The sequence below is a fragment of the Streptomyces sp. NPDC053076 genome (assembly GCF_044546845.1).
GTDB lineage: Bacteria > Actinomycetota > Actinomycetes > Streptomycetales > Streptomycetaceae > Streptomyces.
This window is the reverse complement of the sequence record NZ_JBITZL010000009.1, coordinates 308721-330424: the sequence shown is the minus strand read 5'-3', so window position 1 is coordinate 330424 and position 21704 is coordinate 308721. Positions and strand designations below refer to the sequence as shown.

20 protein-coding genes are annotated in these 21704 nt (G+C 69.1%); 9 read left to right on the top strand and 11 right to left on the bottom strand.

Annotated elements, in window-relative coordinates; all coding sequences use genetic code 11:
- The first annotated feature begins 216 nt into the window (after window positions 1-216).
- The gene (locus ACIGYR_RS32420; RefSeq protein WP_391846308.1) at window positions 217-804 is read left to right on the top strand and encodes a GNAT family N-acetyltransferase; all 588 of its coding nucleotides are present in this window, start codon (window positions 217-219) and stop codon (window positions 802-804) included.
- An 81-nt stretch (window positions 805-885) separates the two neighbouring features.
- On the opposite strand, the gene ACIGYR_RS32415 is transcribed toward ACIGYR_RS32420, so the two are convergent.
- The 6 genes from ACIGYR_RS32415 to ACIGYR_RS32390 all read right to left on the bottom strand — a co-directional run bounded on the left by ACIGYR_RS32415 (window position 886) and on the right by ACIGYR_RS32390 (window position 8099).
- Window positions 886-2463, bottom strand: coding sequence for a type VI secretion protein (locus ACIGYR_RS32415; protein WP_399605755.1), 1578 nt, complete (start codon window positions 2461-2463; stop codon window positions 886-888).
- Between the two features lie 12 nt (window positions 2464-2475).
- On the bottom strand, window positions 2476-3888 hold the full coding sequence (locus ACIGYR_RS32410) for an ATP-binding protein (protein ID WP_391846318.1): 1413 nt from the start codon (window positions 3886-3888) through the stop codon (window positions 2476-2478).
- A gap of 14 nt (window positions 3889-3902) precedes the next feature.
- Window positions 3903-5459 (bottom strand): SCO6880 family protein, encoded by a 1557-nt coding sequence (locus ACIGYR_RS32405; protein ID WP_399605759.1) that lies wholly within the window; start codon window positions 5457-5459, stop codon window positions 3903-3905.
- A complete protein-coding gene (locus tag ACIGYR_RS32400; protein WP_399605762.1) occupies window positions 5456-6802 on the bottom strand; it encodes a hypothetical protein in 1347 nt (448 codons plus the stop codon). Before ACIGYR_RS32400 ends, ACIGYR_RS32405 begins: the two co-directional genes overlap by 4 nt.
- Window positions 6792-7619 (bottom strand): hypothetical protein, encoded by an 828-nt coding sequence (locus ACIGYR_RS32395; RefSeq protein WP_399605765.1) that lies wholly within the window; start codon window positions 7617-7619, stop codon window positions 6792-6794. The genes ACIGYR_RS32400 and ACIGYR_RS32395 overlap by 11 nt, the downstream gene beginning before the upstream one ends.
- 171 nt (window positions 7620-7790) lie before the next feature.
- A complete protein-coding gene (locus tag ACIGYR_RS32390; protein ID WP_014673544.1) occupies window positions 7791-8099 on the bottom strand; it encodes a hypothetical protein in 309 nt (102 codons plus the stop codon).
- A 548-nt stretch (window positions 8100-8647) separates the two neighbouring features.
- Here ACIGYR_RS32390 and ACIGYR_RS32385 point away from each other — a divergent pair.
- Window positions 8648-9412 carry a trypsin-like serine peptidase gene (locus ACIGYR_RS32385; RefSeq protein ID WP_399605767.1) on the top strand — a complete coding sequence of 255 codons (765 nt, stop codon included), beginning with the start codon at window positions 8648-8650 and terminating at the stop codon, window positions 9410-9412.
- A 51-nt stretch (window positions 9413-9463) separates the two neighbouring features.
- Here ACIGYR_RS32385 and ACIGYR_RS32380 read toward each other — a convergent pair whose 3' ends face one another.
- Genes ACIGYR_RS32380 through ACIGYR_RS32365 form a run of 4 tightly spaced genes read right to left on the bottom strand, consistent with a single transcriptional unit; the run spans window position 9464 to window position 12796 of the window.
- Window positions 9464-10027 carry a hypothetical protein gene (locus ACIGYR_RS32380; RefSeq protein ID WP_399605770.1) on the bottom strand — a complete coding sequence of 188 codons (564 nt, stop codon included), beginning with the start codon at window positions 10025-10027 and terminating at the stop codon, window positions 9464-9466.
- 22 nt (window positions 10028-10049) lie between these two features.
- Entirely contained in the window at window positions 10050-10238 is a 189-nt protein-coding gene (locus tag ACIGYR_RS32375) for a hypothetical protein (protein WP_399605773.1), read from the bottom strand.
- Window positions 10216-12291, bottom strand: a complete 2076-nt coding sequence (locus tag ACIGYR_RS32370) for a hypothetical protein (RefSeq protein ID WP_399605775.1) — start codon at window positions 12289-12291, stop codon at window positions 10216-10218. The genes ACIGYR_RS32375 and ACIGYR_RS32370 overlap by 23 nt, the downstream gene beginning before the upstream one ends.
- Window positions 12292-12304: 13 nt before the next feature.
- The gene (locus ACIGYR_RS32365) at window positions 12305-12796 is read right to left on the bottom strand and encodes a hypothetical protein (protein ID WP_399605777.1); all 492 of its coding nucleotides are present in this window, start codon (window positions 12794-12796) and stop codon (window positions 12305-12307) included.
- A 171-nt stretch (window positions 12797-12967) separates the two neighbouring features.
- Between ACIGYR_RS32365 and ACIGYR_RS32360 the strand changes: the two genes are divergently transcribed.
- The 3 genes from ACIGYR_RS32360 to ACIGYR_RS32350 all read left to right on the top strand — a co-directional run bounded on the left by ACIGYR_RS32360 (window position 12968) and on the right by ACIGYR_RS32350 (window position 15430).
- Window positions 12968-13969 (top strand): NlpC/P60 family protein, encoded by a 1002-nt coding sequence (locus tag ACIGYR_RS32360; protein WP_391846334.1) that lies wholly within the window; start codon window positions 12968-12970, stop codon window positions 13967-13969.
- A 230-nt stretch (window positions 13970-14199) separates the two neighbouring features.
- The gene (locus ACIGYR_RS32355; protein WP_399605781.1) at window positions 14200-14904 is read left to right on the top strand and encodes a phosphatase PAP2 family protein; all 705 of its coding nucleotides are present in this window, start codon (window positions 14200-14202) and stop codon (window positions 14902-14904) included.
- Window positions 14905-14920: 16 nt separating this feature from the next.
- A complete protein-coding gene (locus ACIGYR_RS32350) occupies window positions 14921-15430 on the top strand; it encodes a hypothetical protein (protein ID WP_399605783.1) in 510 nt (169 codons plus the stop codon).
- A gap of 180 nt (window positions 15431-15610) precedes the next feature.
- Here the strand turns inward: ACIGYR_RS32350 and ACIGYR_RS32345 are convergent, their stop codons facing one another.
- On the bottom strand, window positions 15611-17182 hold the full coding sequence (locus ACIGYR_RS32345) for an FAD-binding oxidoreductase (RefSeq protein ID WP_399605786.1): 1572 nt from the start codon (window positions 17180-17182) through the stop codon (window positions 15611-15613).
- A 322-nt stretch (window positions 17183-17504) separates the two neighbouring features.
- Here ACIGYR_RS32345 and pstS point away from each other — a divergent pair, with 322 nt between their 5' ends.
- The 4 genes from pstS to pstB all read left to right on the top strand — a co-directional run bounded on the left by pstS (window position 17505) and on the right by pstB (window position 21661).
- Complete coding sequence (gene pstS, locus ACIGYR_RS32340; RefSeq protein ID WP_399606347.1) at window positions 17505-18632, top strand: phosphate ABC transporter substrate-binding protein PstS; 1128 nt, start codon at window positions 17505-17507, stop codon at window positions 18630-18632.
- Between the two features lie 114 nt (window positions 18633-18746).
- Window positions 18747-19754: a phosphate ABC transporter permease subunit PstC gene (gene pstC, locus ACIGYR_RS32335; protein ID WP_399605789.1), complete on the top strand. Its 1008-nt coding sequence runs from the start codon at window positions 18747-18749 to the stop codon at window positions 19752-19754.
- Window positions 19751-20812, top strand: a complete 1062-nt coding sequence (pstA, locus tag ACIGYR_RS32330; protein ID WP_399605792.1) for a phosphate ABC transporter permease PstA — start codon at window positions 19751-19753, stop codon at window positions 20810-20812. The genes pstC and pstA overlap by 4 nt, the downstream gene beginning before the upstream one ends.
- A gap of 72 nt (window positions 20813-20884) precedes the next feature.
- On the top strand, window positions 20885-21661 hold the full coding sequence (gene pstB, locus ACIGYR_RS32325) for a phosphate ABC transporter ATP-binding protein PstB (protein WP_391846347.1): 777 nt from the start codon (window positions 20885-20887) through the stop codon (window positions 21659-21661).
- Window positions 21662-21704: the final 43 nt, after the last annotated feature.

The following is a 21704-nucleotide window of genomic DNA, read 5'->3' as shown; positions in this document are numbered from 1 at the left end:
GGTACTGCAGGGGGGACCCTGTGGGAGAGTAGGACGCCGCCGAACAATTTTTGAGAAAACCCCCGCATCGGGCCGATGCGGGGGTTTTCTGCGTTTCCGGGACGATCTCTCATTCAGACGATCTCTGATTCAGAAGGCGACCTGGACGGTGGTCGACGAACAGCCGGCCCCGTAATTCTGGTGAACGGGTCCACAGGTGCGGGCTACCGTGGCCACATGACCACGCTGCCCAGGAATGACTACGTCGTTCGCGCCATACGTCCCGAGGAGTGGGAGCGGGTGAAGCAGCTGCGGCTGGACGCGCTGCGGGATCCGGTCGCGCATCTCGCCTTTCTGGAGGTGTACGAGGAAGCGGCGGCCCAGCCGGACTCCTTCTGGCAGGACCGGGCCCTGCGATCCGGTGAGGTGCCCACGGCCCGATCCGGTGAGGTGCCCACGGCCCGGCAGTTCATCGCGGAGGCATCCGACGGGACGTGGGCCGGCTCGGTCACCCTCCTCGTGGAGGAGGCCGGGACGGAGGACTGGGCCGGGTTTCCGGTCGAGCGGCGGCAGGGGCACATGGTCGGTGTGTTCGTACGGCCCGAGCACCGAGGGAACGGGCTGGTCGAAGCGCTGTTCGACGCCGGTGTGGAGTGGGCGTGGGAGCGAGGGGCCGAGCGGGTACGGCTGTTCGTGCACAAGGAGAACACGCGCGCCCAGGCGGCGTACCGAAGGATCGGCTTCGAGCCGAACGGCCGGGTCGTGGCGTTCTCGAAGAACGAGGGGGAGACAGAGCTGGAATTCGTCCTGGAGCGGCCTTCATAGAGAGGCAGTTCCTGGTGCGGCATCCTGGACCGGCAGTTCCCCGAGCTGCCTTCCTGGACCGGCAGTTCCTGGAGCTTCCCCCTAGACCGGCAGTTCCTGGTGTGGCCAGCGGGCGCGGGCCTGTTCCCGGGAGCGGAGCAGCGCGAGTGTGGGCAGGCCCTGGTCGTTGCCGGGGGCGAGGAGGGCCGGCAGCTCGGGGAAGGGGGCCACGGCCGCGATGTCGTCCAGGACCAGGGTGAGTGGTGGGTCGAGCCGACCGGAGGATGACCGTTCGGCCATGCGCCGGCCGTGCTCGACCACGCTGGAGACGAGGGCCGTCAGGAGGGGCATCGCGCCGGGATCGCTCCTCGGGTCCTCGATGGATTCACCGACCACATACAGCGTGCCCCCTTCGTGGACGAAGGAATCCAGGGCCAGCGCATCAGTTCGGTTGGGTGTGCAGGACTCGCGGATGTTGACCGTGAACAGCGCCGACAGCGCCCTGCTCGTCAGTTCCTGGGCGATGTCCCGGCGTTCCGGATGCGCGGTGAGCGCCGCCTCCAGCTCGCCGGCGGCGCCCGCAGCGGCCTTGGGGTGCGTGCGGAGGGTGCGGACGGCGTCCTGGACCTGCGTGCCCTGGGCCCAGCGGTGGACGTGCCGGATGGTGCGGTTCTCCAGGGCGGCGGCGTGGAGGTAGCTGCGCAGGAGGGTGACCGCGGTCTCCGCCACCGCCTGGTCGATCTTCGCGGTGGGCTGTACGGGGGCGAGCAGTGCTGCCGCCCTGTGCAGTGCCGTCTGTTTGTCCTCGCAGCCGCGTGTGGGGGACCAGTGGAGTCGGGCCGGGGTGTCGCAGAGGTGGACGGGGTCGTAGAGCAGGGTGGGGCCGAGTTTGGCCTTGGCGTCCTTCGTCTCCGCCCACAGGGCCGGGTCCGACGTCACCACGAGGGCCGGGCCGGGCGCGTCCTGGACGGCTCGCGCCGCGGTCGTCCGGCGGGCCGCGGGCGGGGCGTAGAGCACTGTGCGATCGACGCGTTCGGTTTCCCACGGGCCCGCCGGTGCAGCGGTGGGCGGGACGACCGCGTGATGGACGCGGCCGGTCTCCCACGCGCCCGTCGGTTCTCCGGTGGCCGGAGCGCCGGTGGGCGGTGCCTGCGGGACCGTTTCCTGGAGGGGCCGCGTCGGCCGCGGCTCCGGCTCGGTGCGGGGTGCGGGCAGGTCGTACCGAGGGTCCGGCTCGGTGCGGGGTGCCGGCACGTCGTACCGCGGCTCCGGCGGTACGGGCTGCCGGGCGGTGTGGCCGGCCGCCCGCCGGGCCGCCCGCCCCGCCCGCCAGCGAGCCATCGTGCCCATGGCGAACACCGTGCAGACGAAGAGAAGCATCAGCTGGCCGATGAACAGTCCCCAGAACAGGCCCCAGCCGGACAGCTGAGCCGACGGGGTGTCCGGCCAGGCGCCGGGGAGGTCGTGCGGCCGGCCGATGAGATGGCGCATGGCCAGGGGAGTGCGGGAGAAGGTGACGCCGTCGGGCCAGCCACCCTGGGCGAACCAGGCGGCGAGGCCCGTGGCGGTCCACACCAGGACGGTCATCCCGAGGAGGAACGCGAGCATGCCGATCAGCAGGCCGTCGGGGATGCCGCCCTGTCCGTCCCGGCGGCTGTCACGGCGATCGTCCGGTCTCACCCTGCATCCCCCTTACGCCACCGTCGACTCGGAGTCGCCCAGGTGCTGTTCCACGAAGGCCGCGGCCCGCTGCTCGGCCTCCAGTTCGGCCGCGCGCAGGGCGTCGTCGGCCGCGAGTTCGGCGGAGGACTCGGTCATCGCGCGGTCGGTGAAGACCAGCGGGCGTTCCGTCTCCGTGATCAGGTGTTTGACCACCTGGACGTTGCCGTTGACGTCCCAGACGGCGATGCCGGGGGTGAGCGTCGGGATGATCTCCACGGCCCACCGGGGCAGGCCCAGCACCCGGCCGGTCGCCCGGGCCTCGTCGGCCTTCTGGGCGTAGATCGTCCGGGTCGACGCCATCTTCAGGATGGCCGCCGCCTCCTTCGCCGCGGCCCCGTCGACCACGTCGGACAGGTGGTGGACGACCGCTACGAAGGACAGGCCCAGCCGGCGCCCGAACTTCAGCAGCCGCTGGAACAGCTGGGCCACGAACGGGCTGTTGATGATGTGCCACGCCTCCTCGACCAGGAAGATGCGCTTCTTCCGGTCGGGGCGGATCCAGGTGTGCTCCAGCCACACTCCGACGATCGCCATGAGGATGGGCATGGCGATGGAGTTGCGGTCGATGTGGGACAGGTCGAAGACGATGAGGGGCGCGTCGAGATCGATGCCGACCGTGGTCGGGCCGTCGAACATGCCGCGCAGGTCACCGTCGACGAGCCGGTCCAGCACCAGGGCGACGTCCAGGCCCCAGGCCCGTACGTCGTCTATGGCGACGTTCATCGCCTCGGCGGACTCAGGCTCGGGGTGCCGTAGCTGCTCCACGATGTCGGTCAGGACGGGCTGGCGGTCGACGATGGTCTCGTTGACGTACGAGTGCGCGACCTTCAGGGCGAAGCCGGCGCGTTCGTCCAGGCCGTGGCCCATCGCCACCTCGATGATCGTCCGGAGCAGCGCGAGCTGGCCGGTCGTGGTGATCGCGGGGTCCAGCGGATTGAGCCGGATCCCGTGGTCCAGGGCTGCCGTGGGGTCCAGCCGGATGGGTGTTATCCCCAGCTCCTGCGCGATGAGGTTCCACTCACCCACCCCGTCCTCGCCCTGCGCGTCCAGGACGACGACCTGGCGGTCCTTGAACCGCAGCTGGCGCAGGACGTACGTCTTCTCCAGCGCCGACTTGCCGTTGCCGGACTCGCCGAGGACGAGCCAGTGGGGGGCGGGGAGCTGCTGGCCGTAGAGCTGGAAGGGGTCGTAGATGTAGCCCTTTCCGGAGTACACCTCGCGGCCGATGATGACACCGGAGTCGCCGAGGCCGGGCGCGGCCGTGGGCAGATAGACGGCCTGGGCCTGGCCCGTGGAGGTGCGCACCGGCAGTCGGGTCGTCTCCACCTTCCCGAAGAGGAAGGAGGTGAATGCCTCGGTGAGGACGGACAGCGGATCCCGCATCGGTGAATCAGCCCCTACCTTCGGATGCCGGTGGCGAAGGGAAGTGTGTTCACGAAGGCGCGGTGGTGCTCTCGGTCGCACCACTCCAGCTTGAGGTACGACTTGCCGGCGGAGGCCCTTATCGTCCGCTTGTCGCGGGCGAGGGCCTCCGGTGAGCGGGAGGAGACGGTGATGTAGCCGACGAGGTTGACGCCCGCCGCGCCGCTGGCGAGGTCCTCGCCGCGCTGGTCGAGGCGGTTGTGGGCGGCGATGTCCCGTGGGTCGACGGTCCGGTTCATCTTGGCGGCGCGGGACGCCTCGGCCTCGTCGTTGGTCTTCTCGGTCAGCATGCGCTCGATGGCGACCTCGGTGGGCTCCAGGTCCATGGTCACCGCGACCGTGCGGATGACGTCCGGGGTGTGGACGAGGAGCGGGGCGAGGAAGTTCACGCCGACCGGGGTCATGGGCCACTCCTTCACCCAGGCGGTGGCATGGCACCAGGGCGCGCGGGTGCTGGACTCCCGGGTCTTGGCCTGGAGGAAGGTGGGCTCCATGGCGTCCAGTTCGGCCGGCCAGGCGTTGCGCCGGGTCATCGCCTGGATGTGGTCGATGGGGTGGTCCGGGTCGTACATGGAGTGGATGAGCGAGGCCAGCCGGCCCTGACCGAGCGGCTGCCGTACCCGGATGTCGGCCTCCTGGAGCCGCGAGCAGATGTCGGTCAGCTCACGGGCCATGACGACGGCGAGCCCGGCGTCCCGGTCGACCTTGTTGCCGTGGGCGCGGGCGGCGCGGGCCATGGCGTGCGCCTCGGCGGCCAGTTCGCGGTTGTAGTGCATGCAGGCGACGAGGTAGGCGCGGTGCTGCTCGCTGCTGGTGGACACCATGGACTGCAACTGGTCGTAGGACCGCTGGAGCCAGTCCGGGGAGCGGCTGTCGCCGCGCAGGGTGACGTCCTTGGCGTGCGCGTCCGGGTCGGCGGGCAGGGTGCGGGCGAGCATCTGCAGCCGGGTCACGAAGCCGTCCCCGTTGGCGACGTGCTTGAGCAGGGTGCCGAAGCGGTCGACCAGGGCCTCCTGGTCCTCGGAGTCGCGCAGGCCGACGCCGGGGCCCTCGATCTCGATGGCGGCCGTGACCGTCTTGCGGTCGGCGTGCAGGAGTACGGCGATCTCGTCGGGGCCGAAGGGCGCGGCGAGCCAGGAGATCCGCCCGATGCCCGGGGGCGGCCCGACCTCCACCTCCCGGCCGTCGATGCGGGTCCCGGCCTCCATGGCGACGGACCGGTAGGCGGCCCCGTTCTTGAGGGTCCGCTTGTAGCTGCGGTTGATCTCGAACCACTTGTAGAAGGTCCGGCGCTTGTACGGCACGTAGACCGCGGCGAGCGCGAGCAGCGGGAAGCCCGTCAGCAGCAGGATCCGCAGGGACAGGACCGGTACGAGGAGGCCGCACATCATGCCGAGGAACGCGCCGGCGATGATCAGTGCGATCTCGCCGGACTCGCGGTTCCGTCCGACGATCGCGTTCGGCCGGGCGCGGCCGATGAGATACGTACGGCGGGGCGTGACCGGATGGGACAGGTGGGACTCGGTCGTCAACGCCCTTCACCTCCCGAGCGGTTGTTGCGGGTGTTGCTGGCGTGCGGGGTGTTGACCGGGCTGGCCGCGCGGGGCGCGGGCGTGGCGGAGGGGACGGCTCCGCCGGTGCCTCCGGTGGGGGTACGGCTGCTGTGGGCGGCGACACCGCCGGAGGCGGGGTTGGCCGGGCGCGGGGTGCTGCCGCCCTGCCCGCCGCCTCCGTTGCTGTCGGCGCGGGTGCTGTGGGTCTTGATGCCCTGGGCGACGAGGGTGGCGGGAGAGCTGATGACGGCGGCGGCCTTGCCTTCGGCGCCCTGCATGATGCGGTTGTTGCGGCCGCTCGCGATCTCGTCGCCGAAGCCGGGGACGAAGCGGTAGATCGCCGCGCTGGCGAAGATGGCCAGCAGGATGATGGCGAGGCCGGAGACGACGGCGGAGAAGGCGTCGGGGCCGTTGCCGCCGGAGAGCGCGCCGGCGAGGCCGAGCACGATGACGATGACGGGCTTGACGAGGATGACGGCGATCATGATGCCGGCCCAGCGCCGTACGTGCCCCCACAGGTTCTTGTCGACCAGCCCCGCGTAGACGACGGTGCCGAGGAGGGCGCCGACGTAGAGGAGCGCGGCCCTGATGACGAGCTCCAGCCATAGGACGCCGGCGGCGAGGATGCTGACCAGGGAGACGACGATCAGCATGATGGGGCCGCCGCCGATGTCGGTGCCCTTGTTCAGGGCGCCGGAGAAGGTGCCGAAGAAGGTGTCGGCCTGGTCGCCGGTGGCCTTCGCGAGGACGTCCGTCACGCCGTCCGCCGCCGAGACGACGGTGTACAGGATCAGGGGGGTGAAGGCGGAGGCCAGCACGGTGAGCCAGAGGAAGCCGACGGCTTCGGAGATGGCGGTGGTGAGCGGCACGCCGCGTACGGCCCGCTTGGCGACGGCGAGCAGCCACAGCAGGAGCGTCAGGATGGTGGACGCGGCGAAGACGACGGCGTACTGCTTGAGAAACGCCTGGTTGGTGAAGTCGACGCTGGCGGTTTCCTTCACGGCGTCACTGAGCTTGCCGATGGTCCAGGAGGCGGCGTCGGCACAGCCCTTGGCGACCGAGGCGAGGGGGTCGAGGGTGTCGGTGAGGGGGTTGTTGGGGGTGACGCCGGAGGAGCCGCCGGAGGAGCCGTTGTCCCTTTCGCAAATTTCGCGGGCGGCACCATGGATGAGGTCACACGTGTCGCTGCTCTTCGTCGCTGTGGGTGTCGGCGAGGAAGGCGGAGTGGGTGCGGCAAAGGCACGTGTGGCCGCTAGGACCGCAGCCGTTTGGGCGACGGCGACTGTGCCGGCCAGCCTGAGTACGCTTCGGTTAGCGGGCATAGGTGAACCCTCCGTACTCATCGACGGCCTTCGACATCTCATCGGCACTGGAGGCCCTGTCGTCGCCGGGGACAGGAGCAGGGCCCTCCTTCTGGGAGTGCGTGACGATCTTCCAGTCCTCGCCGACCCATTCAAGCTTCATGGTGATGGTGAACCAGCTGTTGGTGACGGGATTCGTGGAATTCTCGCCCGCCAGACCGAGCAGGCCACTGCACCACACCTCGACTGTGACCGTGTCGCCGGCGGCCTCGGTGACCTTCGTACCGACCGGACTGGTGCGGGAGACGAACGTGTAGCCCTTCGGGGCGGTGCCGTCGTCGTTCAGGCCGAGACTCTTGTTGAAGGCGGGCGTGTATGCCTGGTCGAAGGCCGTCTTGGAACTGGTCACTCGGCTGGGGGTGATGACGGCTTGCAAGACGTAGTCGCGGCCGGATTTGTTGAACATGTCGGCCGATCCCAATGCCACCGCGTAGTTCGCCGCGGCGCTCTGTGCGCCCTGCTCCGTGTGGGCGAAGCCCGTCGGGATGTTGCCGGTCCTTGTTTCCACCGGCTTGGATCCGCTTGCCGCGGTTGACGCTGCCCGCGGCTGGTCGTCCTTCACTGACGGCCCGTCGGCAGACGAGTTGTCCCCCCGATTGGCGAAGGCGATGGCGGCGATGAGGAGGACGACCACGCCGACCACCGTCACCAGGCTTCTGGAGGAGGAGCGGTTGGGGCGGCGAGGGGCGCCGCCGTAGGGGTCGGTCTCCGGGAGGCGGGTCCGGGTCTGCCCCGTCTCCGCGTAGTCGCTGTAGTTCTGCTCGTCTCCGGGACTCATGCCGCGTACGCCCCCTCCACCTCGTAGACATACGACGGTAGCCGTGCTGGTTCCCGCGCGGGCGCGGTGTGGTGACTCGACATCAGGGAAACGCAACCTCAGCCGGTGGGCACGACGGGTGGGTGGGGTGGAGGGGACAGCCGCTGCCGGGCGTGCCCGGAAGGGGTGGGGCTACACCGCCATGCCGTACACGATGGTGAACAGTGTGCCGAGGGAGCCGATGATGAATACCCCGGTGAGGCCGGCGATGATCAGGCCCTTGCCCTGTTCCGCGCTGAAGGTGTCCCGGAGGGCCGTCGCGCCGATGCGCTGCTTCGCCGCGCCCCATACCGCGATGCCGAGGCAGAGGAGGATGGCCACGGCCATGACCACCTCGATCATCACCTTGGCCTCGTTGCCCAGGCTGCCGAAGGGGCCCCAGTCCGGAGCGATCCCGCCGATGATGGTGTTGATGTCTCCCTTGTCGGCCGCAAAGAGCATGTAAGTCACCGCCCCTGGTGGGTAGTTCCGCGTGTGCCCCTGCCGTGTGCAGAGGACAGGCATCATTGTCGCCGACAACGTCGCCAACGTATGTCGACTTGACGTCATTGACTGACGGGTTTCGTACGAATGGCGCGTACGGTCACTCTGTGTATCACGGCAGGTCACGCCGGGCAATGAGGTCCGACCGGAACCTGTCGTGTGGTTCTGTCGTTGACCCCCTTTACGACCTGGCACGGTTTCTGACGGCCGGTCGGGTGAGATGCCGCCTCGATGTTCTCACGGGTGCGGACACGGGTGGTCGGAGCCGCCCGAGGACGTGCGCTCCGAGGATGTGCGGTCTGAGGGCGTACGGTCCGACGATTGTCCCCGCGCGCCCTCTGGCCGGTGCGACCACCGGGCGCCCCGGCCGCCGCTGTCACGGTGCTGCTCCGCTTCCCGTCCCCGGGCTCCTCTCGGTGCGGTGGTGACGGGGCTCGGAGGTTTACAGGAAAAACTCAGGGAAGTTGAAGCGCGTTTCTCACCTTCGCGGGCAAGAGTGAGACGTGATGAAGCGCATCCCCCGCATCTCGGTCACCTCACGGCCCGCGCTGCTCGGAGCTGTGGTGCTGCTCGCCCTGACCTCGGCCTCCGTGGCCGCCGCCGACGACGGGCGGGGACCCCTCGGGGTCACCGTCGACGCCGACGCGACCCGGCGGAGCGGCCGGGTGGGTGCGCTGTTCGAGGCGGACGATGGACCGGTGGGCGGCCACTTCTGTACCGCGTCGGTGGTGCACAGCCCGCAGGCCGATCTCCTCGTCACCGCGGCGCACTGCGTGGACGCGGACAACGGGGACCTGGTGTTCGCGCCGGGCTACCGGGACGGGCGGGCGCCGTACGGGATGTGGAAGGTGACGCGGCGGTTCCTGCCCGACGGGTGGGTCGAGGGCCAGGACGAGGACAGCGACATCGCCTTCGCCGTCGTCGCCGACCGGGGTGGCCGGCGGTTGGAGGAGGTGGTCGGGGCGAACCGGCTCGCGACCGGGACGGCCACCGGTGCCACCGCGGTGACCGTCACCGGCTATCCCGACTCCCGGGATACGCCCATAACCTGCACCAACAGGCCGGCCCGTGAGAGCGGTACGCAGCAGCGCATCGCCTGTCCCGAGTTCACCAGCGGCACCAGTGGCAGTCCCTGGGTGAACGGCGACAGCCATGTGGTCGGCATCCTGGGCGGCCACGAGAAGGGCGGCGCCACGGCCGACATCTCCTACAGCGTGGTGCTGGGGAGAGCGGCGGCGGAACTGTACCGGGACGCGACGGAGAACCCTTGACGGGGTGGTGCCAGGGGCGGTGTTGTACTGGTGACAGGAGAGGTCTCGGCGCTACGTCAGTGGCTTTCCGGCCTTGCAGGTGTCAGTCTTTTCGACAGCGTTCGTGTACGAGACGATGAGCTGCTTCATGGCATTCGCATCCCGGTGGTCTGAGGTAAATACTTGGAAGGCAGTGAACAATTCGCTGCCCAGAAGTTTCTTGCTTACGCACTTACGCGTTTTCCCGAATGCTTCGTTGCCGGAGTAGAGGAACCTGCCCCCATCGGCCTGATGGCTGAGCTCGGAATTCGGCTGTCCCGCCACGAAGTAGGCCGTGTCGTGGTCACCCGACAGCCAGTGCTCACTTGTCTGGACAGCGAGGCGGGTGTCGACCCGAACCACGCAACGTGCAGTGTTTCCATTGGCCACTTCCTGCTTGACACTCAGTTTTCGGCCGGGTGGTAGGAACGGAGCGAGAGCCTTGGCATCGACTGGAATGCCGCACAACGATTGTGGGGGTGCATACTCGCGCTCTTCGTCCTCACCGCTGCACCCGGAGAGCGTGACGAGAAGAGTGGAAGCGACGGTTACGGTGGCCGCGAGACGCAGCCCTGCAAGTGGCCGGCGGGCGTACATGGACTCTCCTTGTCCAGTTGTCTCAGGGAATGTCAGCGGCACTGCCCGGAGACTGGCCGTGAATGATGGCCCAGGCATTGTTATAACCCTGATTCGCTGCGTTGCCTGCGTAGACCACGAGATCCGGGTTCAGGTGATAGTGCTGTACCGCGAGTTCAGCCGCCCGTTCTGTGTACTTTCCATTTTGGTCATGGCCGTGCTGCCAGACCATTCCTTGTGTGTCCTGGGCGTTGTCCGCGGCGTTCCCCTGGGCGTCTTGGAAAATCATCTGCAAGACCGATCCGGTCGCGGTACCTGCGGCCCCGCCGACAACCGCCCCGGCCAAGGGTGACCCGATGAACGAGGTGCCGGCGCCGACGACGGTGCCGATGCCGCCGGAGAGCAGGTTCTGGTACTGGGCGACGGCATGATCGAAGGAGTCGTCTCGTCCCTTCGCCCAGCTGCCGATTGCCTCCATGCGTCCCATGCTGAGCGTCCCGGAGATTTTCTCCGCTCTTCTCCGCCACGGTCTGGACGAGGAGGGAGTGATCGCTGGTGAAGCGCCGGTCGGCAGGCAGGTCGGGGTTCAGGTGGTAATCCATCAGTCTCGACATGTAGGCCTTCCGGCCCACCTCGACGGCGGCGTATCCCTCGGGATTCTGTCCCACGGCGAACAAGAACTTGTCCACCTCCCGGTGATCGAGGCGGGCCGCGGAGCCGTCGATGGGATACAGCTTGTCTTCATGGGGCACGTCGCTGATCGCCCGGTTGATGTCCGGTAGGTATTCCGAAGCGATTTGGCCCATGCTGTCGGACATGTAGCCGCGGTCCGTGAGGAGTTCCGGTGTGTCGGCGGTGGCGGAGACGATCTCCTGGAACAGGTAGGTCTGGCCGCTGGTGTGCGCCGGTGTGTCGGGAGTCGGCATCTCTCCGGCGGGGTGCCCGGTGGTCGCCGCCTCCAACGCCTGGGCCAGGTAGTTCTGGCCGGCGATGCTGTGGACGTCGTGGGTGTCGTGGATATCCATCGGCCACTGCCGCTGCTTGAAGAGGTACTCGAAGTCGGAGACGGCCTTCTCGTGGTCTCCGTCCTTCGGGACGAAGTCCTCGTTGAAGAAGTCCGTGGCCGCCGCGGGATTGTTCGCCAGGCCCTTCAGGTATCCGTTGAGCGGATCCCATCCGCCATCGGTGCCCTCGTAGTTCAGGCGCGGGCAGATGTTCGCCTGCCAGGCGACGTTCTTGCCGTCGTCCGTGTAGAACCGTTCGGTCCTCATCAGGGCGCGGCCGTAGTCGGTCATGAAGGTGTCTTCGAAGTCGCCGTTGCGCATCAGGTTGCTCATCACCTGGAAGCCGAGCACGCCGCCGTGGTCGCCGACCGGCTTGTTGCCGAGAGTGATCACCTGCTGCTTCCACGCCGTCATGCCCGAGCTGTCCGACTGGCTGGCGGTGGCCAGGGTCAGACTCAGGTTCTTCTGGAGGTCGTCGAACTGGTGTCCGCGGTCGTAGGCCAGATGCGCGCCCTCGCGTCCGTCGTGGAGACCCAGCCAGAACGCCATCGTGCCCTTGGGGCCGAGCCGCTCGGCGAACTCCTCCGCGAACAGAGGGTCGCTGTGGTACTGCTTCAGGCCGGCGTTGATCGCGTCGAAGTCCTCGGCGGTCAGGTCCTTCGGATCCTTCCGCGCCAGCTTGGCCAGCTTGTCGGCCTCCTGCACCGCCTTCGCCGCCTGGTCGCGGTCCTTGTAGACGACGTCGGAGAAGCCGTACTTGCTTTCGTCCATGAGCGCCATGAGGACGTCGGAGGCGGTGCCGTCACTCGTGGCGGCGTGGTCGAGGATCTTCTGCACCTCGTCGCGCAGGGCTTTCTCGTCCGCGACGCTGTGGCCGGGAACCTCGGTGCCGTGCGCGGCGCGGTCGGGATGGACGGCCATGGTGACGGTGAAACCGCCGTCGCCCGACGGCAGCACGGTGAGGTTCTTTTTCCGGCCGTTCTCGATGACCTGGTGCAGCCGCTCCTTGTGGCCTTTCAGCTCGTCCCTGGTGTCCCGCAGGATGTTGTGGACCGACGCCGCCTCCTTGGCGGCGTCACCGAACTCACCGGCGGTCTTGCCGACGAAGCCCTTGGAGACATCGGCGTTGACGCCGTGCCAGTCGGCCTTGACCGCCTTGTCGTGCAGGCCGTCACGCGCCTGTTTCCGCAGTTCCGTCAGGTTGCGTACGAGCAGGTCCCAGTCGTCGACGGCGTCGTCGAGCAGCTTGAAGTTGGCGTGGTAGAGGTCTTCGAACTTCACTGGACGGTCTCACTCACCGCTCCTTCTTCGGGTAGTACACCGGGTTCTTGTCACCCGGCTCTCCCACCCGGTCGTCGAACCCGGCGTCCAGCGTGTCGATGCTGCTCATCGCCCGCCCGATGTGCCCGTCGTCACCGCCGTGGATCTTCTGGGTGACGTGCATGTGGTGGGAGATCTGGGCGCACGCGTCCTGCAGTGACGTCAGCTGTTCGTCCCATCGCCGGGCTACGTGCTTCAGGGCCTTGCCCAGCCTGAAATCCTGCTTCGCGAGGTCGGCGGCTGCCGACTCGGTCGCCGACTGCGCGACCCGGGCCTTGGTCCGCAGCTGGTCGTGAAGCGAGTGGGCCTCTTTGCCGATCCGCACAAGATCGGCGTTGCCGACCTTGAGGTCGCCGTACGTACTGCTGCCGCCGCCACCCGGGTCGGCCAAGTGGTTGAGCTGCGTCTTGGTGGAGCCGCGGTCCTTCGCGTCGGTTACGAGTCGGTTCCACTCTTCCCAGGGCATCCGATCCACCTCCCCAGCTGGCGCGGCCCGCCTCGCCGCGGTCCGCCGTTGCGGGTGTCAATGTATGGGCAGGGCAGCGCGTTGTGAGGCTTGGCCGATGTTCTCGTGCCGTGACACGTCGGCTTTTAGACTGCTGCCGGTGGACTGGCCGATGACGAGGGGCGGTTGACGGTGCGTAGGACGTGGGTCGTCGGTGGCGCCGTCGTGGGCGGCGGGTTGAGCTTCGTCATGCTGCTCGTCGTCGGCGTCTACGTCGTGGCCGGGAACCTGGTCAACGGGGTGACCTCGGGGAGCCGGGGGCTGGCCAAGGGGGCCGTGCCGGCTGCCTACAAGCAGCTCGTGCAGCAGTGGGGCAACCTGTGCCCGGCGCTCAGCCCCGCGCTGCTCGCCGCCCAGCTCTACCAGGAGAGCGGCTGGAACCCGACCGTCGTCAGCCCGGCCGACGCCCGCGGCATCGCCCAGTTCATCCCCAGCACCTGGGCGACCCACGGCATCGACGGCGACGGTGACGGCAGGCGGGATATCTGGGACCCGGACGACGCGATCCCGTCGGCCGCCTCGTACGACTGCGAGCTGGCGAAGTACGTGAAGGAGGTGCCGGGCGACGTCTCCGACAACATGCTCGCCGCCTACAACGCCGGTGCCTACCGCGTCATCAGGTCCGGCGGGGTCCCCGCCATCAGCGAGACGCAGAACTACGTCCAGCGGATCCGCAGCCTGGAGAAGAGCTTCGCCGCGCCGGTCACCCGGATCGATCCCACCCGGCAGGCCGCCGGTGCCATCTCCTTCGCGCAGAGCCGGCTCGGCACGCCGTACCTGTGGGGCGGCAACGGCACGGCCGACCAGGGCGGGCGCTTCGACTGCTCGGGCCTGACCAAGGCCGCGTACGAGAAGGTCGGGATCGGTCTGCCGCGGGTCGCCAACGACCAGTACAACGCCGGACCGCACCCCTCGCGGGACCAACTGCTGCCGGGTGACCTGGTGTTCTTCTCGGACGACCACAACGACTCCCGGGCCATCCGGCACGTGGGTATCTACGTCGGCGGCGGGTACATGATCGACGCCCCGCGCACCGGCGCCGTGATCCGTTTCGACCCGGTCGACACCCCCGACTATTTCGGCGCCACTCGGGTAACCGAGGATGGCGCGAAAGCGCTCCCCACGACCGTGTGAACCGAGCGTGAAGTCGCCCCCTGAGCTGCGATGATGAGTCTCTCTTCGATAACGTCTGCGTGATCATTCAGTGGAGAGTGGAACGTATTGACGGTGGCCGTGCGTTCCTGTTGACGTAGCCGAGCGGACGTCAGTGCGGCAGTGCAGCGGAAGCGGATCTACGAAACACGGGGGGCAGGAGCGACGCACACCCGGTGCGTCCGGACGAACGACGAAGGGGCCGCAGCACCATGGCTGTACTCGCCGAATCCGGATCGAACCCCGACGTCGGCCTGCTCTACGACATCAATGGCCTGGCCAAGGGCGCTCCCGGCTGGTTCGACCGGATCATGGAGTTCGTCGGTGAGTACGGCCTGCTGATCGCCATGGTGCTGCTGGTCCTGTGGTGCTGGTGGACCGTGCGGCGCCGCGGCGGCGGGGACGCGGCGTCCTCGGTGGCCGCGCTGGTGTGGGCCCCGCTCGCGGCCGGCCTCGCGGTGCTGGTGAACGTCCCGATACGCGGTTTCGTGGAGCGCCCCCGCCCCTTCGTCGACCACCAGGGCCTGGACGTCCTCGTCGACGGCAAGTCCGACTTCTCCTTCGTCAGCGACCACGCGACGATCACGATGGCGCTCGGCGTGGGACTCTTCGTCGCCAACCGCCGCTTCGGTCTCGCCGGTATCGGTCTGGCCCTGCTGGAGGGCTTCTGCCGGGTCTACATGGGCGTGCACTATCCCACGGACGTGGTCGGCGGCTTCGCCCTCGGTACGGCGGTGGTCCTGCTCCTGTCCCCGCCGGCCATGGCCCTGCTCACCCCGCTGGTGCGGGCCGTGGAGCGTTCGCCCCGGGCGGGCCGGCTCGTCCGGCGCCGGCCGGCGGCCGACAGCGGCCGGGACGCCCTGCTGCCCAGCGCCCGCAAGCCGGTGGAATCCGAGGAGCGCGACCTGGCGGCCTAGCCCTACGCTCCACCGCATGACCAAGTTCCTCGCCACGGTGTGCCTGCCGCCCACCCCGCCCCACCGGGTGCCGGACGCGATAGCCGTGGCCATGGCGCCGTACGACATGAACGCCACCGACGACTGGAATCCGGTGGGGGAGTGGGACGGGTGGATGATCCACGTCCGTCCCGGGACCCCGTACGTCGTCCGTCCCGAGCACGACGGTGACCCGAGGCTCCTCACCGCCGGCACCGTCCCCCCAAGCGCGGCCGACCTCGCGCCGCTCGGCCCGCTGGAGTGCTACGGCGGCCCTCGCGGACTGCTCGACCTGGCCGCGATGCGCCGGCGGGCGGTACGGGGGCGCGAGGCGCCGCACGCCGCCCGGGTGGAGGACCCGCGCGCGGTCGTCCCCGGTCACGCCCTGCTCACGCTCGACGGCCGCTGGCGGGACGCCGGCACCGAGGGCTACCGGGAGTGGGCCGCCGGCCATCTGGAGCGCCTCGATCCGGAGGCCGTCCTGGTGGACGTGCTCTGCCACTGCTGACGGCTCCGGCCGCCGCGGGCCGGGGTCGGACCACTCGGCGGTCACGCTCTCCGCGGGCCGGGCTCACGGCTCTCGGCGGTCACGCTTTCCGCGGGCCGGGCTCACGGCTCTCGGCGGTCACGCTTTCCGCGGGGCAGGGTCAGGGCTCTGGGGGCCTCCGCGGGGCACGGCCGCTGTGCGCTACAGCCCCTGGCCGTAGGAGAAGAAGCGCTGCGGGTCGTAACTCTTCTTCACCTTGGCCAGGCGGGCCGCCGCGTCCCCGTAGTACGCCTTCTTCCAGTCCTTCAGTGTCGAGTCGGTGTAGTTCTGGTAGGCGGCGCCCGAGGCGTACGGCTTCATCGCGTCATGGGCCGAGGCCAGCCAGGACTGGGCGGTGCCGCCGGAGGCGCCCGCGCCCCAGGAGGCGATGTACTGGGCCAGCATCCGGGAGCGGCGGTGGACGAACGCGGTCGCGGTCGGGGAGACCCGGTTGACCGCGCCGCCGAGCGCCGTGAACGCGATGCTGCCCCCGCCGCCGCGCACCGCGGCGATCTGCTTGAGCACCGTCTGGATGCCGGCCGCGGACAGCGAGCGGTCGAAGAAGTCGGAGCGGGCCGCGTACGTCTCGCGGCCCAGCTTGCCCTGCGGGGAGCGGCCCGGGGTGGAGCCCGGCAGATGGCACTGGGCGTCGGCGGAGAAGGAGGAGCAGCCGGCGTAGATCTCCATGGCCTCCTCGTAGCCGCGGCGGTGCAGGGAGACGGAGGAGGCGTTCGCGCCGGCCAGGTGGGCCAGGCGGTCCACGGCGTTCTGGAGTTCGCCGTAGGTGCCGAGGGAGAAGCAGGACACGGAGATGGCCGGGGTGCGGCCCGGGGAGCAGGACAGGTGCAGGGAGGACCAGATCTCGTCGGGCTGGCTCGGGCCCCACTCCTGCCATGCCTTGAGCACCTTGGCGGCCTTGGACCAGGGCCAGGTCAGGTAGGCGGTCACGGCCTGTGGCGCGGCGTGCGTCGTGAAGTGCAGCTCGGTGACGACGCCGAAGTTGCCGTTGCCGGCGCCGCGCAGCGCCCAGAAGAGGTCGGAGTGGTGGGTGGCGTCGGCGGTGAGCTGGGTGCCGTCCGCCGTGATCAGGGTGGCCTGGGTGAGGCTGTCGCAGGTCAGGCCGTAGGCGCGGGAGGCGACGCCGTGGCCGCCGCCGAGCACCAGGCCGGAGACGCCGACGGTGGGGCAGGAGCCCGCGGGTATGGTCACGCCCTTCGCGGCCAGTCCGCGGTAGACGTCGATCAGCTTGGCGCCGGCGCCGACGACGGCCTGGCCGCCGCTGACCCTGATGCGGTTGAGCCGGGAGACGTCGAGGACGAGGCGGTTGTCGCCGGAGGAGTAGCCGGCGTAGGAGTGGCCGCCGTTGCGGATCGACACCTTGATGTGGTGCGCGTGGGCGTACGCCAGGGTCGTCCGGATGTCCGCGGCGTGCGCGACGTAGGCCACCGCGGCCGGCTTCAGGCCGTCGAAGCGGGTGTTGTACAGCCGATGGGCCGTCGTCCAGGAGGCGTCGCCGGGCCGTACCAGGCTGCCGTCCAGGTCACGGGCGAGGGCGGCCCAGTTCGCCGCCGCGCTCGCGCTGGTGGTCTTCAGCGACGACAGGGAGGATGACTGCGACGGCGTACCGGTGTGCGCCGCCGCGGGGGCGGCGGAGCCGCCGCCCGCACCGCACGCGGTCAGTGCGGTCGTCGCCAGGGCGGCCGCGCCGCCCGAGATGAACGTACGCCGTTCCATGTCCGTCGCCTTTCCTCGGCCTCTCAGGACCAAGACGACGGCCCGCACCGCGGGGTTCCCCCGATCGGGTGAAGAACGCCGAACACGCGCCCGATGCAACCCGCTCGTCGGAACCTCCATGTGCCCTCTACGTAAGCATTCCGTGACCTAACCAGGCCGACGGCAGGGGTTCACCCTCCGTTTACTTCTGGCCATCGGTGGCTTCACCTGTTCTGCCTAATTTCGGCCCTACCCGGTGCGGAGTGCGGTCATGGATGCGCTCTCGCACCACTTACCCTCGCGCGCCGCCGACAGCGGCGGCTCCTGGAAGGAACCCCTGAAAGTGAAGCTTCAGCGCAAGAACCGGCTGCGCGCCCTTTCCCTCGGTGCTGTCGCCGTCACCGGCGCCCTTGCCCTGACGGCGTGCGGCTCCGACGACAACGGCGACAAGACGTCGGGCAACTCGTCCGCGGCCACCAACGCCGGGTCGGTCAAGTGCGACGACGCCAAGGGTCAGCTCCTCGCAGACGGCTCCTCCGCGCAGAAGAACGCGATCGACGCCTGGGTCAAGCAGTTCTCCCAGGCGTGCAAGGTGCAGATCAACTACAAGGGCGGCGGCTCCGGCGCCGGTGTCACCGCGTTCACGCAGGGCCAGGTCGCCTTCGCCGGCTCCGACTCGGCGCTGAAGCCCGACGAGGTCACCGCCTCCAAGAAGGTCTGCAACGGCGGCCAGGGCATCGACCTGCCGATGGTCGGCGGCCCCATCGCCATCGGTTACAACGTCCCGGGTGTCGACAACCTGGTCCTGGACGCCCCGACGCTCGCCAAGATCTTCGACAGCAAGATCACCAAGTGGAACGACCCGGCGATCGCCGCGCTGAACAAGGGCGTGAAGCTCCCCGACCTGAAGATCCAGGCCTTCCACCGCTCGGACGAGTCCGGTACCACGGACAACTTCACCAAGTACCTGATCGCCACCACCCCGGACAACTGGAAGTACGACGGCGGCAAGGCCTGGCAGGCCAAGGGCGGCCAGTCCGCTCCGCAGTCCGCCGGTGTGGCCCAGCAGGTGAAGCAGACCTCCGGCGCCATCGGTTACTTCGAGCTGTCCTACGTCAAGGACGGCCTCAAGGCCGTGTCCATCGACACCGGCGCCAGCAAGCCGGTCGCGCCCAGCTCCGAGAGCGCCACCGCCGACATCGCCGCCGCGAAGGTCGTCGGCACCGGCAAGGACCTGTCCCTCAAGCTGGACTACAAGACCAAGGCCGAGGGCGCCTACCCGATCACCCTGGTCACCTACGAGATCGTCTGCGACAAGGGCAACAAGGCGGACACCCTGCCCGCCACCAAGGCGTTCCTTCGCTACATCGCCAGCGAGGACGGTCAGAAGATCCTCCCGAGCATCGGCTACGCGCCCGTGCCCGACGAGATCATCGCCAAGGTCCGCACGACCGTCGACGGCCTGAGCTGACCTGATCCGTGAGTGCGGCCCGGTTCTCCACGACCCGGGCCGCACCGTCCGGTGCACCGCCGCCAGGAGCCGGGGCCCCTTCGGGGCGTACGGCTCCGCAGACCGGAGAACCCGATGGACATATCGACGAAAACAGACGTTCCTCCTCCTACGCCACCCCAGCCCACGGTGGTCGAACGGAAGCGCAACGCCCGTGGCGCGACCCGCCCCGGTGACCGCATCTTCCTCGGCCTGTCCCGCGGCTCGGGCATCCTGCTGCTGGTGATCATGGCCGCGATCGCGGGGTTCCTCACCTACCGCGCCGCCCTCGCCATCAGCAAGGACCACGGCAACTTCCTGACCACCTTCGAGTGGAACACCAACATCCAGCCGCCGACCTTCGGCATCGCGGTGCTGGCCTTCGGCACGATCGTCTCCTCGGTCATCGCCATGGCCATCGCGGTCCCGGTCGCGGTCGCGATCGCGCTGTTCATCACGCACTACGCCCCGCGCCGCATGTCCGGCCCGGTCGCCTACGTGATCGACCTGCTCGCCGCGGTCCCGTCCATCGTGTACGGCCTCTGGGGCGCGCTCGTCCTCGTGCCGCACATGAACGGCCTGTTCGGCTGGCTCGACGACTTCTTCGGCTGGACCGGGGCCTTCTCCTGGGACGAGGGCGCGCCGCGCTCGATGCTGACCGTCGGCATCCTGCTCGCGATCATGATCCTGCCGATCATCACCAACGTCAGCCGTGAGGTCTTCCGCCAGGTCCCGCAGACGCACGAGGAGGCGGCCCTGGCCCTCGGCGCCACGCGCTGGGAGGTCATCCGCATGTCGGTGCTGCCCTTCGGCCGCTCCGGTGTGATCTCCGCCTCCATGCTCGGCCTCGGCCGCGCGCTCGGCGAGACGATGGCCGTGGCCACCGTTCTCTCCCCGACCTTCGACATCCAGGCCAGCCTGCTCAACCCGGGCGGCGGGACCTTCGCCCAGAACATCGCCAGCAAGTTCAGTGAGGCGGACGAGTTCGGCCGTGACGCGCTCATCGCCTCCGGCCTGGTCCTGTTCGTCATCACCCTGGTGGTCAACGGCGCGGCCCGGCTGATCATCGCCCGTCGCGCGGAGTACTCGGGGGCCAACGCATGAGCACCGCAGCCGTCACCGACAAGCGCCCCAGCACCCTGCGCGCGGCCAGCCTGCCCAGGTGGACCCCGTGGGCGATCGCCGCGGGCTCCGTCGCCCTGGGCATCGGCATCAGCGCGGCCGCCGGCCTGGACAGCAAGATCCAGTGGGGTCTGATCGCCGGCCTCCTGTTCGTTCTCGGCACCTACGGCGTCGCCGCGCGCGTCGAGGGCCGCCGGCAGGCCAAGGACCGGGTCGCCACCAGCCTCGTCTGGGTCGCCTTCGTGATCGCCGTGATCCCGCTGATCTCCCTGATCTGGGTGACCGTCGCGCGCGGTGCGAAGGTCCTCGACTTCTACTTCCTGTCCCACTCGATGGGGGTCGTCGCCGACACCGAGCCCGGCGGCGGCATCTACCACGCCATCATCGGCAGCCTGGAGCAGGTCGGCCTGGCCACCGCCATCGGTGCCCCGATCGGCGTGCTCACCGCGATCTACCTGGTCGAGTACGGCCGCGGCCGGCTCGCCAAGGCCGTCACGTTCTTCGTCGACGTGATGACCGGTATCCCGTCGATCGTCGCGGGTCTGTTCATCCTCAGCCTGATGCTCATCTTCGAGATGCAGCCGTTCGGCTTCGCCGGATCGCTGGCCCTGGCCATCCTGATGATGCCCGTGGTCGTCCGCTCCACCGAGGAGATGCTCAAGCTCGTCCCGAACGAGCTGCGCGAGGCGTCCCTGGCGCTCGGTGTGCCGAAGTGGCGCACCATCCTGAAGGTGGTCCTGCCGACCTCCCTCGGCGGCATCACGACCGGCATCATGCTGGCGGTCGCCCGCATCGCCGGTGAGACCGCGCCGGTGCTGCTGCTGGTGTTCGGCAACCCGTTCATCAACAACAACCCCTTCGAGGGCGCGCAGGCGTCGCTGCCGCTGTACATCTACCAGCAGTTCGCCAACAGCGCGGGCTCGGGCGCGGCGTACGACCGCGCGTGGGCGGCCTCCCTCACGCTGATCGCCTTCGTGATGATCCTCAACCTGGTGGCGCGCGGCATCGCCCGCTGGAAGGCCCCGAAGACCGGTCGCTGAGGCGACTACCCACGGCTCCGCCGGGCGGGGCCACACAGCGACCGAGCTTGAAATTCTGGAAGTGAAGCAGACATGGCCAAGCGAATCGACGTAAGCGGACTCACCGCCTACTACGGCTCCCACAAGGCGATCGACGACATCTCGATGACCGTCGAGCCGCGCTCGGTGACGGCGTTCATCGGCCCCTCCGGCTGCGGCAAGTCGACGTTCCTGCGCACGCTGAACCGCATGCACGAGGTCACCCCCGGGGGCCGCGTCGAGGGCAAGGTGCTCCTGGACGACGAGGACCTCTACGGCGCCGGGGTCGACCCGGTGTCCGTGCGCCGCGAGGTCGGCATGGTCTTCCAGCGCCCGAACCCGTTCCCCACGATGTCGATCTACGACAACGTGGCGGCGGGCCTGCGCCTGAACGGCAACTACAGGAAGAGCGAGCTGAGCGACATCGTCGAGAAGTCGCTCAAGGGCGCGAACCTCTGGAACGAGGTCAAGGACCGCCTGAACAAGCCGGGCTCCGGCCTCTCGGGCGGTCAGCAGCAGCGGCTGTGCATCGCCCGTGCCATCGCGGTCGAGCCGAAGGTCCTGCTCATGGACGAGCCCTGCTCGGCCCTGGACCCGATCTCCACCCTCGCCATCGAGGACCTGATCGGTGAGCTGAAGGAGCGCTTCACGATCGTCATCGTGACGCACAACATGCAGCAGGCGGCGCGTGTGTCGGACCGTACGGCGTTCTTCAACCTGGCCGCGGTGGGTCAGCCGGGCCGCCTGATCGAGATCGACGACACCGAGCGGATCTTCTCCAACCCGTCCGTGCAGGCCACGGAGGACTACATCTCCGGCCGCTTCGGCTGACGGGCCCCGCCGTTCCGGCCGAGCCGGAGCGGCGCCGATGGAC

Bases quoted from the DNA above. Each gene is read 5' to 3' on its own strand.
- ACIGYR_RS32345 (WP_399605786.1), bottom strand. From the start codon at position 17,182: ATGGAACGGCGTACGTTCATCTCGGGCGGCGCGGCCGCCCTGGCGACG.
- ACIGYR_RS32365 (WP_399605777.1), bottom strand. From the start codon at position 12,796: ATGCCCTGGGAAGAGTGGAACCGACTCGTAACCGACGCGAAGGACCGC.
- ACIGYR_RS32355 (WP_399605781.1), top strand. From the start codon at position 14,200: ATGGCTGTACTCGCCGAATCCGGATCGAACCCCGACGTCGGCCTGCTC.
- ACIGYR_RS32380 (WP_399605770.1), bottom strand. From the start codon at position 10,027: ATGTACGCCCGCCGGCCACTTGCAGGGCTGCGTCTCGCGGCCACCGTA.
- pstA (WP_399605792.1), top strand. From the start codon at position 19,751: ATGAGCACCGCAGCCGTCACCGACAAGCGCCCCAGCACCCTGCGCGCG.
- ACIGYR_RS32385 (WP_399605767.1), top strand. From the start codon at position 8,648: ATGAAGCGCATCCCCCGCATCTCGGTCACCTCACGGCCCGCGCTGCTC.
- pstB (WP_391846347.1), top strand. From the start codon at position 20,885: ATGGCCAAGCGAATCGACGTAAGCGGACTCACCGCCTACTACGGCTCC.
- ACIGYR_RS32400 (WP_399605762.1), bottom strand. From the start codon at position 6,802: ATGCCCGCTAACCGAAGCGTACTCAGGCTGGCCGGCACAGTCGCCGTC.
- ACIGYR_RS32350 (WP_399605783.1), top strand. From the start codon at position 14,921: ATGACCAAGTTCCTCGCCACGGTGTGCCTGCCGCCCACCCCGCCCCAC.
- pstC (WP_399605789.1), top strand. From the start codon at position 18,747: ATGGACATATCGACGAAAACAGACGTTCCTCCTCCTACGCCACCCCAG.
- ACIGYR_RS32395 (WP_399605765.1), bottom strand. From the start codon at position 7,619: ATGAGTCCCGGAGACGAGCAGAACTACAGCGACTACGCGGAGACGGGG.
- ACIGYR_RS32420 (WP_391846308.1), top strand. From the start codon at position 217: ATGACCACGCTGCCCAGGAATGACTACGTCGTTCGCGCCATACGTCCC.
- ACIGYR_RS32375 (WP_399605773.1), bottom strand. From the start codon at position 10,238: ATGGTCTGGCAGCACGGCCATGACCAAAATGGAAAGTACACAGAACGG.
- ACIGYR_RS32410 (WP_391846318.1), bottom strand. From the start codon at position 3,888: ATGCGGGATCCGCTGTCCGTCCTCACCGAGGCATTCACCTCCTTCCTC.
- ACIGYR_RS32390 (WP_014673544.1), bottom strand. From the start codon at position 8,099: ATGCTCTTTGCGGCCGACAAGGGAGACATCAACACCATCATCGGCGGG.